The organism is Sphingobium sp., from assembly GCF_048594625.1.
Lineage (GTDB): Bacteria > Pseudomonadota > Alphaproteobacteria > Sphingomonadales > Sphingomonadaceae > Sphingobium.
The window spans coordinates 1-14,268 of the sequence record NZ_JBMDWL010000079.1 but is presented as its reverse complement, the minus strand read 5'-3'; the positions used below and the strand labels follow the sequence as shown (position 1 = coordinate 14,268).

The 14,268-nt window shown below is 64.1% G+C and carries 10 protein-coding genes; 5 read left to right on the top strand and 5 right to left on the bottom strand.

All coding sequences use genetic code 11. The features are described from left to right. Positions 1 to 3 precede the first annotated feature (3 nt). The 3 genes from ACOJSJ_RS09645 (at position 4) to ACOJSJ_RS09635 (ending at position 5,586) form a co-directional block, all read left to right on the top strand. The gene (locus ACOJSJ_RS09645; RefSeq protein ID WP_420144770.1) at positions 4 to 1,227 is read left to right on the top strand and encodes an NADP-dependent isocitrate dehydrogenase; all 1,224 of its coding nucleotides are present in this window, start codon (positions 4 to 6) and stop codon (positions 1,225 to 1,227) included. A gap of 126 nt (positions 1,228 to 1,353) precedes the next feature. Continuing rightward, positions 1,354 to 2,967, top strand: a complete 1,614-nt coding sequence (locus ACOJSJ_RS09640; protein ID WP_420144768.1) for a GNAT family N-acetyltransferase — start codon at positions 1,354 to 1,356, stop codon at positions 2,965 to 2,967. Between the two features lie 93 nt (positions 2,968 to 3,060). Further along, a complete protein-coding gene (locus tag ACOJSJ_RS09635) occupies positions 3,061 to 5,586 on the top strand; it encodes a PepSY domain-containing protein (protein WP_420144767.1) in 2,526 nt (841 codons plus the stop codon). A 373-nt stretch (positions 5,587 to 5,959) separates the two neighbouring features. Here the strand turns inward: ACOJSJ_RS09635 and glmS are convergent, their stop codons facing one another. The 3 genes from glmS to glmU form a co-directional block, all read right to left on the bottom strand. Continuing rightward, a complete protein-coding gene (gene glmS / locus ACOJSJ_RS09630) occupies positions 5,960 to 7,783 on the bottom strand; it encodes a glutamine--fructose-6-phosphate transaminase (isomerizing) (protein ID WP_420144766.1) in 1,824 nt (607 codons plus the stop codon). A gap of 107 nt (positions 7,784 to 7,890) precedes the next feature. Next, positions 7,891 to 8,742, bottom strand: a complete 852-nt coding sequence (locus tag ACOJSJ_RS09625) for a metallophosphoesterase (protein WP_420144765.1) — start codon at positions 8,740 to 8,742, stop codon at positions 7,891 to 7,893. Positions 8,743 to 8,776: 34 nt separating this feature from the next. After that, the gene (gene glmU / locus ACOJSJ_RS09620; protein WP_420144769.1) at positions 8,777 to 10,069 is read right to left on the bottom strand and encodes a bifunctional UDP-N-acetylglucosamine diphosphorylase/glucosamine-1-phosphate N-acetyltransferase GlmU; all 1,293 of its coding nucleotides are present in this window, start codon (positions 10,067 to 10,069) and stop codon (positions 8,777 to 8,779) included. A 157-nt stretch (positions 10,070 to 10,226) separates the two neighbouring features. Between glmU and ACOJSJ_RS09615 the strand changes: the two genes are divergently transcribed. Next, positions 10,227 to 10,895: an HAD family hydrolase gene (locus ACOJSJ_RS09615; protein ID WP_420144764.1), complete on the top strand. Its 669-nt coding sequence runs from the start codon at positions 10,227 to 10,229 to the stop codon at positions 10,893 to 10,895. 106 nt (positions 10,896 to 11,001) lie between these two features. On the opposite strand, the gene ACOJSJ_RS09610 is transcribed toward ACOJSJ_RS09615, so the two are convergent. Continuing rightward, entirely contained in the window at positions 11,002 to 11,340 is a 339-nt protein-coding gene (locus ACOJSJ_RS09610) for a UrcA family protein (protein ID WP_420144763.1), read from the bottom strand. Between the two features lie 477 nt (positions 11,341 to 11,817). Continuing rightward, positions 11,818 to 11,988: a hypothetical protein gene (locus ACOJSJ_RS09605; protein ID WP_420144762.1), complete on the bottom strand. Its 171-nt coding sequence runs from the start codon at positions 11,986 to 11,988 to the stop codon at positions 11,818 to 11,820. 112 nt (positions 11,989 to 12,100) lie between these two features. On the opposite strand from ACOJSJ_RS09605, the gene uvrA reads away from it, so the two are divergent. Continuing rightward, a partial coding sequence (gene uvrA, locus ACOJSJ_RS09600) for an excinuclease ABC subunit UvrA (protein WP_420144761.1) occupies positions 12,101 to 14,268 on the top strand: 2,168 nt, incomplete at its 3' end.

Here is a 14,268-nt window from a genome sequence, read left to right as displayed (position 1 = left end):
GCTATGGCGAAGATCAAGGTGAAAAACCCCGTCGTGGAAATCGACGGCGACGAAATGACCCGCATCATCTGGGAATGGATTCGTGAACGCCTGATCCTTCCCTATCTCGACATCGACCTGAAATATTATGACCTGTCCGTCCAAAAGCGCGACGAGACCAACGACCAGATCACCATCGAGTCCGCGAACGCTATCAAGGAATATGGCGTCGGCGTGAAGTGCGCCACCATCACCCCGGACGAAGCGCGCGTCGAAGAATTCAACCTCAAGTCGATGTGGAAGTCGCCCAACGGCACGATCCGCAACATCCTGGGCGGCGTCGTCTTCCGCGAACCGATCGTCATTTCCAACGTTCCGCGCCTGATCCCCGGCTGGACCAAGCCGATCGTCGTTGGCCGTCACGCCTTCGGCGACCAGTATCGCGCGACCGATTTCAAGGTGCCCGGCGCTGGCAAGCTGCGTCTGGTGTTCGAAGGCGAAGACGGTCAGGTCATCGACAAGGAAGTGTTCAACTTCCCGGCGGCCGGTGTCGCCATGGGCATGTACAATCTGGACGATTCGATCCGCGATTTCGCCCGCGCGTCGTTCAACTATGGCCTCAACCTCAAATGGCCGGTGTATCTGTCGACCAAGAACACCATCCTCAAGGCCTATGACGGCCGCTTCAAGGATCTGTTCCAGGAAGTGTTCGAAACCGAAGGCTTCGTGCAGAAGTTCAAGGATGCGGGCATCGTCTACGAACATCGCCTGATCGACGACATGGTCGCCTCCGCGCTCAAGTGGAGCGGCGAATTCGTGTGGGCGTGCAAGAATTACGACGGCGACGTCCAGTCGGATCAGGTGGCGCAGGGCTTCGGCTCGCTCGGCCTCATGACCTCCGTCCTGCTGTCGCCCGACGGCAAGACCGTTGAAGCCGAAGCCGCGCACGGCACCGTCACCCGCCACTATCGCCAGCATCAGCAGGGCAAGGCGACGTCGACCAACCCGATCGCGTCGATCTTCGCCTGGACCGGCGGCCTCAAGTTCCGCGGCAAGTTCGACGAAACGCCCGATGTCGTGAAGTTCGCCGAAACGCTGGAAAAGGTCTGCATCCAGACCGTCGAAAGCGGCGCGATGACCAAGGATCTGGCGCTGCTGATCGGCCCGGATCAGGCATGGATGACCACGGAACAGTTCTTCGAACAGATCCGCGTCAATCTGGAAGCCGAAATGGGCAAGTGGGCCTGATCGCCATCATCGCCCGGAACTGATCCCGGCTCTCGCGGTTTCAGTACGATAACGGAACGAGGCGGCGCCGCATCCCGGCGCCGCCTTTTTCTTTGACCGTTATCCATCGATCCGGGGAGACTGACAGTGACCACCACCGCCAAGAAACGCCTGGAGGTCCGCGCTGCGGTCCCGTCCGACGTGCGCGGCATTCAACGGCTGATCGCCCGTGCCTATCCCGGCATGCCCAATTATTCGCTGGCCACCATCCGGGGCCAGATCAACAATTTCCCCAATGGCTGTTTCGTCGCCCTCTATGACGACCGGGTGGTCGGCTATTGCGCGACCATGCGCGTCAGCAAGGGCATGGCCTTTTCCCATCATGACTGGGACGAAATCACCGCCAACGGTTTTGGCACGCGGCACAGCGCGGCGGGCGAATGGCTCTATGGCTATGAAATGGCGGTCGACCCAAAACTGCGCGGCCTGCGCATCGGCCAGCGGCTGTATGACGAACGCAAGGAACTGGCCGAGGAACTGGACCTGCACGGCATCGTCATCGCGGGGCGCATGCCCGGCTATGCCCGCGCCAAGCGGCGGGCGGGAAGCCCCGCCGACTATCTGGAAAAGGTGATACAGGGCAAGCTGCGCGATCAGGTGATCAGTTTTCAGCTGAAGAACCAGTTCGAACCGCTGGGCGTCCTCGAAAACTACCTGCCCGAAGACAAGCAGTCGGACGGACATGCCGCGCACCTCGTCTGGCGCAACCCCTATGTCGATCCCGACGAAGCGCCGGAAATGCGCGTGCCGCGCGGCGTGGAAAGCGTTCGCCTCGCCACCTGCCAGCTTCAGGCGCGCGCGGTGCAGGATTTCGACGAATTCATCCGCAACATCGAATATTTCGTGGATGTCGCGGCGGACTATCGTTCGGACTTCATCATCTTCCCCGAACTGTTCACCCTGCCGCTCCTGTCCTTCGAAACGAAGAAGCTGTCGCCCATCGAGGCGATCGACAAGCTGACCGGATACACCCCGCGCCTGACGAAGGAACTGGGGCGGATGGCGCTGGAATATAATATCAACATCATCGGCGGATCGCATCCGACACGCGCCGACGACGGCGACATTCAGAATATCGCCTATGTGGCGCTGCGCGACGGATCGATCCACACGCAGGAAAAAATCCACCCCACCCCCAACGAAGCCTTCTGGTGGAACATCAAGGGCGGGGATTCGCTGGACGTGATCCAGACCGACTGCGGCCCCATCGGCGTGCTCATCTGTTACGACAGCGAATTTCCCGAACTGGCGCGGCGACTGGTGGATCAGGGCGCGCGCATCATCTTCGTCCCCTTCTGCACCGACTCGCGCCTTGGCTATATGCGCGTGCGCTATTGCGCGCAGGCCCGCGCCATCGAAAATCAATGCTATGTCGTGATGTCGGGCAATGTCGGCAATCTGCCCAATGTCGATAATATGGACATCCAATATGCCCAGAGCGCCATCCTGACGCCATGCGACCTGCCCTTCGCCCGCGATGGCATAGCGGCGGAATCCACCGAAAATGTCGAAACGCTGACCATGGCGGACGTGAACCTGGCCGACCTCAGCTGGGCGCGGGCGGAAGGCACGGTGCGCAACCTGCGCGATCGCCGGTTCGACCTCTATCATATCGACTGGGACAGCAATCCCGACCATAATCACGCGCCCAGCGGCGGCCCGGTCCCCGCGGGCGGCCATAATTCGCCCGGTGGCGGCTGAACGCCCGGCAGAAATCGATATTGCGAATGCATTGCAATCCCCCTGCACATCGGCAATAGGCCATGCGTTGCTTGACGAATTGCCGGGGTGGAGGTGACGAAGACTGTCCTGTTTCAGGTCCACTGGTTTCTGGGCATCACCGCCGGGCTGGTCCTGGCCCTGATGGGCGTGACCGGCGCGACCATGAGCTTCGAGGATGAAATCAGCGAAGCGCTGTCGCCGCGCCTCTACGCCCCCGGCGTGCCATCGAAGCCGGACCTGACCCCGGACCAGCTGATCGCAAAGGTGCAGGCCGACCATCCGGGCTATTATATCTCCCGCCTCGATTGGGAAACCAGCCGCGACCGGTCGCATATGGTGCGCCTGACCGCCAGCGAAGGGCGCGGCCGCGAACAGGGCCGGGTCGATCGTGCCACCGGCGCATGGCTGGGCGAACCCCGCGGCATGGGCTTCTTCCACCTGATGGACGAACTGCACCGCTGGCTGGCCTTGCCCGGCGGCGGCGGCGGTTTCGGGCGTCAGATCACGGCGTTCAGCGCCATATCGCTGATCTTCTTCGCGCTGTCGGGCCTCTATCTGCGCTGGCCGCGTCAGGCGCTCGACTGGCGCGCCTGGTTCGTGCTGGACCTGCGCAAGACCGGCCGCAACCTGTGGCGCGCGCTGCATGTCGTCATTGGCACATGGGTGCTGCTCTTCTATCTGCTGAGCGCGCTGACCGGCCTGTGGTGGAGTTACGACTGGTATCGACAGGGCGTCATCCATGTCCTTACCGGCAAGGCGGACGAGGAAGAACGAGGCAGCAGGGGCAAGGCGGACGGCATCGCCCCCCGCCCCGCCATCGACCCGGCATGGAAGGCGTTTCGCCAGTCCACCGGCGACGCCTATGTCTGGGTTCGCATCACCCAGCCCGCGCCGACCCGTCCGATCAAGACGATCAGCTTCGACGCCCGGCCCGAAGGCGCGCGCCACCTGCGCCAGACGGATCGCTACAGCTATGATGCCAGGACCTATGCGCTGAAAAAGCGCGACCTTTACGATCGCCGTCCACTGGGCACCATCATCACGCAAAGCATGTACGAACTGCACCGTGGCGCCTTTTTCGGCATTCCCGGCCGCATCATCATGCTGCTGACCAGCCTGACCATGCCGCTCTTCACGGTGACCGGTTTCCTCCTCTATCTGTCGCGCCGCCGTCGCAAGCGGGAAGCGCGCGCGCTGGAGGCCGGGACTGCGCAGCCGGTGGGCGCCGACGGTCTGCTGATCGCCTATGCCAGCCAGACCGGCACCGCGGAGATATTGGCGCGCAACGCCGCGCAGGCGCTGGGTCATGGCGGCGTGCGGACGCAGGTGCTGCCCATCGGCAAGCTGACGCCGGATCTGCTGGCCGACACGCGCAGGCTGATCATCGTCGCCAGTACCTATGGCGATGGCGAACCGCCGGACATGGCGCGCGGTTTCGCCAGCCGCCTGCTGCGCGGCCCCGCCATCGACCTGTCGCACATCCATCATGGCGTGCTGGCGATCGGCGACCGCGAATATCCCGATTATTGCGCCTTTGGCCTGGCCGTCGACCAGTGGCTGACGGGCGCGGGCGCCACGCCGCTCTTCCCCGCCATCGCCATGGGGCATGACGATGCGGCGGCGCAGGCCGCATGGCATCAGGCATTGCACGATCTGGGCGCTGGCGAAGGCATGCGCGGTCAGACCGCGATCCCGTTCGAACCATGGACCCTGGTGTCGCGCACCACGCTCAACCCCGGCAGCGCTGCGCAAAAGGCCTATCATCTGCGGTTCGAACCGACGGGCGATACCGAAGCCCGATGGGCGGCAGGCGACATCGTGGAACTGCAACCATGCAACGCGCCCGAAGCCGTCGACGCGCTGATCGCGGCGCAGGCGCCCGAAGGCGACCTGATCGAAGCGGACGCGCAACTGCGCGAACAGCTTGCCGACGCGCTGCTGCCCGAATCCGGCGCGCCCGTCAGCCACGACATGGCGCGGTCGCTCCGCCCGTTGCCGGTGCGCGAATATTCCGCCGCTTCGATCATGGCGGACGGCACGCTCGACCTTGTGGTGCGTCAGGTTCAGAAACCGGACGGGCGGCTGGGCATCGGTTCGGGCTGGCTGACCGCGTATATGCCGGTGGGTGGCACGACCATCATGCGCGTCCGCCCCAATCCGGGTTTCCGCATGGAACCGGGCTTCACCGGGCCGATGATCCTGATCGGCAACGGCACCGGCATAGCGGGCCTGCGTGCCCATATCCGCGCCGCCGCCCATGACGGGCGCGGGGGCCACTGGCTGTTCTTCGGCGAACGCAGCCATGCGCATGAGGCGTTTTTCGACGCGGAACTCACCGCATGGCTGACAGACGGCACGCTCGCCTGCCTCGATCGCAGCTTTTCGCGCGACGCCGATTGCGGTGCCTATGTGCAGGACAAGCTGCGCGCGGCGGGCGACATGGTGGCGGAGTGGATCGACGATGGCGCGACCATCCTCGTGTGCGGCAGTCTGGATGGCATGGCGCAGGGCGTGCACGATGTGCTGGCCGACATATTGGGCCATGACGCGCTGGAACGACTGGCGGAGGATGGCCGCTATCGCCGGGATGTCTATTGAAGCGCAGGGATTGGGCACCCCGCCTACCCTTTCCGTCCGCTACGGGCACAGTGGAGAGGCTGCCAACGCAACTTCACGGCGACCGCCGCAACGCCGTCCCGCCCCCTGCGTTCGCTTCGAGCGTAGTCGAGAGGCGACTGGCGCAACCTCAGTGCCCCGGTCGCATGTCCTTGCCATGCATCGTTTCTCGACAAGGCTCGAAACGAACGGAGCAAAGGCGCAGGAACGCCCTTGTCCCACCCTGACCGTTCGCTTCGAGCACAATAGAGAAGCAGCTAGTACGACCTCAATGCGCCGGTGGCACAACCCCTGCCCTGCATCGTTTCTCGACCAGTCTCGCAACGAACCGAGCAAAGAGCATGTGCGCCAGCCCTCACTCCACCGTGACGCTCTTGGCCAGATTGCGCGGCTGGTCGACGTCGGTGCCCTTGGCTACGGCCACATGATAGGCGAGCAGCTGCACCGGCACGGCATAGACCAGCGGCGCGATCAGCGGATGCACCTGCGGCATTTCGATCGTCGCCATGCATCCTTCGCCCGCCGCCGCGATGCCGTCCGCGTCGGAAATCAGCACCACCTTGCCGCCGCGCGCCTGCACTTCCTGCATATTGCTGACGGTCTTGTCGAACAGCGGGCCTGACGGCGCGATCACGATCACCGGCACGGCGTCGTCGATCAGGGCGATCGGCCCATGCTTCATTTCGCCCGCGGCATAGCCTTCGGCGTGGATATAGCTGATTTCCTTGAGCTTGAGCGCCCCCTCCAGCGCCATCGGATAATCCGGCCCGCGCCCCAGATACAGCACGTCGCGCGCGGGCGCGATCAGGTGCGCCATCGCCTCGATCTGCGCATCCCGGTTCAGCGCTTCGTTGAGCGCGGCGGGCGCTTCGGACAGGTGCCACACGATTTCGGACTCTTCCTCCGGCGTCAGCTTGCCCTTCGCCCGCGCAAGGTTCGCCGCCAGCGCCGCCAGCACCGCCAGCTGACAGGTGAACGCCTTGGTCGATGCGACGCCGATTTCCGGGCCTGCATGGGTGGGCAGCAACAGGTCGGCCTCCCGCGCCATCGAACTGGTGGGGACGTTCACGACCACCGCGATGATCTGCCCCTCCGCCTTGGCGTGGCGCAGCGCGGCCAGCGTGTCCGCCGTCTCGCCCGACTGGCTGATGAACAGGGCCAGCCCGCCCGGCTCCAGCACCGGTTCGCGATAACGGAACTCGCTCGCCACATCGATGTCCACGGGCACGCGGGCGAATTTCTCGAACCAGTATTTCGCGACCAGACCCGCATAGAAGCTGGTGCCGCATGCGACGATGGTGATGCGCTTCACCGCGCCCAGATCGAAATCCATGTTCGGCATGGCGATCTGATTTTCCATCCGGCGCAGATAGGACCGCAACGTCTGGGCGACGACCACCGGCTGCTCGTAAATTTCCTTCTGCATGAAATGGCGATGATTGCCCTTGTCGATCATCGCGCCGGACACGCCGGAAATGGTCACCGGCCGTTCGACCGGCACATTGTCCTTGTCGAAAATCTCCGCACCTTGCGCCGTGATGATGACCCAGTCGCCTTCTTCCAGATAGGCGATGCGCTGCGTCAGCGGGGCCAGCGCCAGCGCGTCGGACCCCAGATAGGTTTCGCCATCGCCATAGCCCACCACCAGCGGCGACCCCAGCCGCGCGCCGATCAGCATTTCGGGATGGCTGCGGAACGCGATCGCCAACGCGAATGCCCCGTGCAGGCGCGGCAGAACCTGCGCCACCGCTTCACGCGGCGACGCGCCCTGTTCCACCAGTTCGCTCACCAGATGGGCGACGACTTCGGTATCGGTTTGGCTGTCGAAACTGCGCCCGCGCGCCATGAGTTCGGCGCGCAACGGCTTGAAATTCTCGATGATGCCATTGTGGACCAGCGCGACTTCCTGCGTCGCATGGGGGTGCGCGTTGCTGGTCGTGGGCGCGCCATGGGTGGCCCAGCGGGTATGCGCGATCCCGGTCGTGCCGGGCAGCGGCGCGACGACCAGTTCCTTCACCAGATTGTTGAGCTTGCCCTCCGCCCGGCGGCGATCGATCGCGCCATTATGGATGGTGGCGACGCCCGCGCTGTCATAACCGCGATATTCCAGCCGCTTGAGGCCATCGACCAGACGTTCCGCCACATCGTCCTTGCCGATGATACCAATGATACCGCACATGAAAGATCGCCCCGTTGCATCAGGTTAAGTCAGTTCGCGCCCATATAGGGCACATATCTCGCCATGCCATTAACGAAGCATGGGCAACAAGGCCAGCAACCGAAACGTCACTCCGGCCGGATCGTCACCATCCATATGTCGGGCGGCGCCAGCATCCGCACCGGCGCGCTGCTGGTTCCCACGCCGCCGGACACGATCATCGTCTTCTTCCCGTCGCGATACAGGCCGCAGGCGTAGCGGGTGCCATATTTCGACGGAACATAGGTGATGCCCCAGTAAGGAAAGGCGATCTGCCCGCAATGGGTATGCCCCACCAGCACCAGCAGCTGTTCGTCGGGCAGTTGGGGGAATATGTCCGGGCCATGCGACAGGATGACCGGCACACCACCCATCTTGTGCATTTTCTTCAACGTTCCCTTTATGTTGACGCGCCTTGTGTAAATATCTTTCAGCCCGCCGATGATCAGCGGTCCACGGGCCAGCGCCCGGTCCTGCAACAATGTTATGCCGATCCGGTCGAACGCATCGCGCCACCCCGCCCCATTCAGCGCCCGCAGGTTCGACGGGCTGTTGCTGTCGTGATTGCCCAGCACCGCCACCACGCCCATGGGTGCGTGCAGCCCCGCGAACGGCGCTATGCTCTGCTGCGCGTCATAGATCGCGCCGCCCTTGTCATCGCCGATATAGTCGCCGCCCAGCAGGATGAGGTCGGGTTTCAGCCCGTTGATCTGCGCGACGATGCGCGCCATGCGTTCCGGGCTGTTATCCGGCCCGGACAAATGCGTATCGGTCAGCAGCGCGATCGTCACGGCCCGGCGCGGCGCACCGGCGGGAAAGGGCATCGTCACTTCCGCCCGCCGCACGACGGGCATGGCGCGCGCGTTCATGAACAGCCACAGCACAAAACCGGCGGCCAGCATCACCAGCGCCAGCAGGCCCAGCAAAATCCGGCGGATCATATCATCCGTTCCCGTATCGGAGCATGTCGCCCCATCAGCCCCCGGCCTTCTTCGCCTTCATCCTGTCGCGGAACCGCTTCGCCCATCCCGGCTTACCGATCTGTTCGGGCCGCACCAGACACAGCGCGTCGGCCTCGACCGGGCGCGTCACGACGCTGCCCGCCGCCACGATGGCGCCCGCGCCGATCGTCGCGGGCGCCACCAGCGCGCTGTTCGATCCGATGAACGCCCCCGCGCCGATGTCCGTGCGATATTTGAAATAGCCGTCATAGTTGCAGGTGATGGTGCCCGCGCCGATATTCGCGCCCGCGCCCACGCTGGCGTCGCCGATATAGGACAGGTGGTTGACCTTCGCGCCTTCGCCCAGCACCGCTTTCTTGATCTCGACGAAATTGCCGACCTTCGCCTTCACGCCGATGTCCGCGCCGGGCCGCAGCCGTGCATAGGGGCCGATGTCCGCCCCGCTCGCCACGCTCGCCCCCTCCAGGTGCGAAAAGGCATGGATGACGACATTGTCCGCCACGGTCACGCCGGGGCCGAACACGACGTTCGGCTCCACCACCACATCGCGGCCCAGCACCGTGTCGTGGCTGAAGAACACCGTTTCCGGCGCGACCAAAGTCACGCCGTCGCGCATGGCCTCAGTGCGGCGACGCGCCTGCCACATCGCCTCCACCCCGGCCAGTTCGATGCGGCTGTTGACGCCGGCCACTTCCCACGCCTGCGTTTCGATGACGGCGCTGTCCGCGCCCGGCAGCATGACGATGTCGGGCAGATAATATTCGCCCGCCGCATTATTGTTGCCGATCTGGTCCAGCAGCACGAACAGGTCGGTCGACCGCACCGCCATCAGCCCGCTGTTGCACAGCGTGACGGCGCGCTCTTCCTCGCTCGCATCCTTATATTCCACCATCTTGCCGATGATGCCCTGCCCATCGGCCACGATCCGGCCATAGGCGGCGGCGTCATCCGGGCGGAAACCCAGCACCACCGCGCGCGGCTCGTCCCCCCGGCCCAGGCGTTCCAGCATCGCCCGCATGGTTGCCGCGCTGACCAACGGCACGTCGCCATAGAGGATCAGCACATCGCCCGCGAACCCGGCCAGCGCATCATGCGCCTGCGCGACGGCATGGCCGGTGCCCAGCTGCTGATCCTGCACGGCGATGACGGCCCCGGTGCCCGCGACGGCCTTTTCCACCTGATCGCGCCCCGCGCCCACGACCACCACCTGCCGTTCCGGCGACAGTTCCGAAACGCTGGCCAGCAGGTGCAGCAGCATCGGCCGCCCGGCGATGGGATGCAGCACCTTGTGCAGCGACGATTTCATCCGCGTCCCCTGCCCCGCAGCAAGGATGATGACGGCCAGAGGGCGGGACGGCAGATTGGGGTCGGTCACGATGATTCCCGATGAAAAGCGATGAACTTGGCAACCCTGTGCCATGTTTGCCTTGCCTTTGCCACCGCCCACGCGGCATGGCGGGGTCATGACCAGCATACCCTTCGACATTGTCGGCTTCGACCTGGACGGCACGCTTTTCGACACCAGCGGCGACCTTGCCGCCGCGGTCAATTATGCCATCGGCACCATCGGCCGCCCGCCTTTCCCGTCCAGTGCGATCCATCCTTTCGTGGGCAAGGGCGCAAAGGTGATGCTGGAACGCGCACTCGCCGCGTCGGGCGGCTGCGACGACGCAACGCTCGCCAGCCTCCTGCCGACATTGCTCGATTATTATGAGCAGAATCTTGCCATCCATTCCGTCCCCTATCCGGGCCTGGTCGAAGCCATGGATGCGCTGGGCGCGGCGGGCGTCAAACTCGCCATCTGCACCAACAAGGCGGAACGCTTCACCATCCCCCTGATGCATCAGATCGGCCTGTCGGATCGCTTTGCCGCGATCGTGGGCGGCGACACGGTGGGCGTGGCAAAGCCCGACCCTGCGCCGATCCGCGAAATGATCGCCCGCGCGGGCGGCGGCCGCACCATCTTCATCGGCGACACGATCAACGACATTGCGGGCGCGAAAAATGCGGGCCTGCCCAATATCGCGGTCAGCTTCGGCTTCCTCGACGGCCCGGTCGAAAATCTGGATGCGGACGCGGTGATCCACCATTTCGACGAACTGGTGCCGCTGCTGCAAAACTGGCCAGCCTGACATCACAACGCGGCGTGCTGCCAGCTGCATGCCAGCGTCCCACATAACAAAAGGCCCGACGGACACCGCCGGGCCTTTTGCTGTTTCATGGTCGCGATGCGGGTGATCAGTTCCCCACGACGGGGCGCACATCCCTGCCCGCATCGGCATAGCGTTCGCCGGTATCGGCGCGGGCAATGGCGGCGTTGACGCGCTCCTGGACATGGGCGATCGCCTTGCTCTTGCACGCCATCATCGTGTTCAGATCGCTGGACGCGCATACCCGGCTGGCGGCACGGACGATGCGGCCGCGCAGCTGCTGCTGATCGTCGGCCTTCGTCAGGTCCAGGTCGCCATGATAGACTTCGCTGGTGCGACCGTTGGATTCGAAATCTTGCGCCGACGCGGCACCGGCACTGGCCAGCAGGGCGATGGAAGCGGCGGCGAACAGGGTGGAACGGAACATGGGCTATCTCCTCAAAAAATCTGTTTCCGTCGGCGGTCCGCGAAACAAGGGGGCATTGCGAAGCGCCATGTGCGGACGGGTGGAGCCGGTAAGGGTCTTGCCGGGGATCCGGCTGAAGGATTGGCCCCGCCGCGTCCGCCCATCCTGTTTACGCCGGGCGCCCCATGCCTGCCCGTCCGCTTCGACGGAAAACCGTTTCCATCTGCCAACGACCGTTTCGCCGACGAAGCACCCATCAACGCGGACGAACGGCGTGACGAACGACATCCGCCCGCCCGCGAACGACATTTTCCGTAACGTAAAGGCATGAAGGGGCCGAATCGGCCGGACAAACGAAAACGCCCCCGGCGCAAGGGATGCCGGGGGCGTATCCAGATGCTGTCGGGCACTCCGGATCGGGATAAACTCTGTGGGGGAAACGACGCCATGATCGGTGAACCGTCGCTTAACGGGTTGAACCCGCGTCCGCCTATGCCCTCATCTTAGCGACAGGATGATGACGGCCATGCCCGCTTCGATGATCCGCCCACGCAACCCGCCCGGCTGCATCCCGACCGGACGAACGGCAATCATCGGGCCATGAACGACATGGGGAACGATATGGCGAACGACGCAGGGAAAGACATGGCCGCCCTTTCCTTTCCCCAACCGCCGCCTATCTTCACTGTGGGGACGCCGCTTATGCTTGCTCCCGCCCTATCGAACAAATATAGAACGGACCCATGAGTCTTACCCATATCCCGAAGCAGAGGTTTACCGAATGCTGACCCACATCAGTGTGCGGGGCGCCCGCGAGCACAACCTCAAGGGCGTGGATGTCGATTTGCCCCGCGACAGCCTCGTCGTCATCACCGGCCTGTCGGGATCGGGCAAATCCTCGCTCGCCTTCGACACCATCTATGCGGAAGGGCAGCGGCGCTATGTGGAATCGCTGTCCGCCTATGCGCGCCAGTTTCTGGAAATGATGCAGAAGCCCGATGTCGAGCATATCGAGGGCCTGTCGCCCGCCATCTCCATCGAACAGAAGACGACGTCGCGCAATCCGCGTTCCACCGTGGCGACGGTCACGGAAATCTACGACTATATGCGCCTGCTCTGGGCGCGGGTGGGCATCCCCTATTCCCCCGCCACCGGTGAACCGATCAGCGCCCAGACCGTGTCGCAGATGGTCGATCGCGTGATGACCCTGCCGGAAGGCACGCGCTTCTACTTGCTCGCGCCCGTCGTTCGCGGGCGCAAGGGCGAATATCGCAAGGAACTCGCGGAATGGCAGAAGGCGGGCTATACCCGCGTGCGCATCGACGGCGAAATGTATCTGATCGAGGATGCGCCCGCCCTCGACAAGAAATATAAGCATGACATCGAAGTCGTGGTCGATCGTCTGGCCGTGGACGCGGACATGGGCACGCGCCTTGCCGACAGTTTCGAACAGGCGCTCAAACTTGCCGAAGGCCTCGCCTATGTCGACCTTGCCGACGGCGTCGTGCCCGGCCGCGAAGACGAAGCGCAATCGACCAAGAAGATGAAGGGCGCGGGCATTCCCGCCAACCGCATCGTCTTTTCCGAAAAATTCGCGTGCCCGGTCAGCGGTTTCACGATTCCCGAAATCGAACCGCGCCTCTTTTCCTTCAACGCCCCCATGGGCGCCTGCCCCGCCTGCGACGGCCTTGGCGAACGGCAGGAGTTCGATCCCGACCTCGTCGTTCCCAATGAAAGCCTGTCGATCAAGAAGGGCGCGGTCGTCCCCTGGGCGAAATCCAACCCGCCCTCGCCTTATTATATGCAGGTGCTGGGCAGCCTTGCGAAGGAATTCGGCTTCTCCCTCGAAACGCCATGGGCGGACCTGCCGGGCGAGGTGAAGCTGATCATCCTCCACGGCACCGGCGGCAAGCCCGTCACGCTCAAATTCATGGACGGCAAGAAAAGCTACGAGGTCAAAAAGGCGTTCGAAGGCGTCATCGGCAACCTCAACCGCCGCCTGCTCCAGACCGACAGCGCCTGGATGCGTGAGGAACTGGCGAAATATCAGACCGCCATGCCCTGCGAAACCTGCAACGGCGCCCGCCTCAAGCCCGAAGCGCTGGCCGTCAAGATCGCGGGGGAGGACATCAGCCTCTCCACCCGCCGCTCGGTGGTGGACGCGCTCCATTTCTTCACCACGATGCCCGACAGGCTGAACGATCAGCAGAACCAGATCGCAAAGGCCATCCTCAAGGAAATCGTGGAGCGCCTCGGCTTCCTCAACAATGTCGGCCTCGACTATCTCAACCTCGACCGGACCAGCGGCACGCTGTCGGGTGGCGAAAGCCAGCGCATCCGCCTCGCGTCCCAGATCGGCAGCGGCCTGTCGGGCGTCCTCTACGTTCTCGACGAACCCTCGATCGGCCTGCATCAGCGCGATAACGACCGCCTGCTCGTCACGCTGAAACGCCTGCGCGACCTCGGCAACAGTGTCATCGTCGTGGAGCATGACGAAGACGCGATCCGCGCCGCCGACTATATCGTGGATATGGGTCCGGGCGCGGGCGTCCATGGCGGCACCATCGTGGCGCAGGGCACATTGCCGCAACTGCTCAAAAACAAGGACAGCCTGACCGCCGATTATCTCAACGGCACCCGCCGCATCGACGTGCCGGCCAAGCGCCGCAAGGGGTCGGGCAAGAAGCTCACCGTGCACAATGCCCGCGCCAACAACCTGACCGGCGTCACCGCGTCGATCCCGCTCGGCACCTTCACCTGCATCACCGGCGTCAGCGGATCGGGCAAGTCCAGCTTCACCATAGACACTCTTTATGCGGCATCGGCACGCGCCCTCAACGGCGCGCGCATCGTGGCTGGCCCGCATGACAAGGTGACGGGCCTCGACCATTGCGACAAGGTGATCGACATCGACCAGTCGCCGATCGGCCGCACCCCGCGCTCCAACCC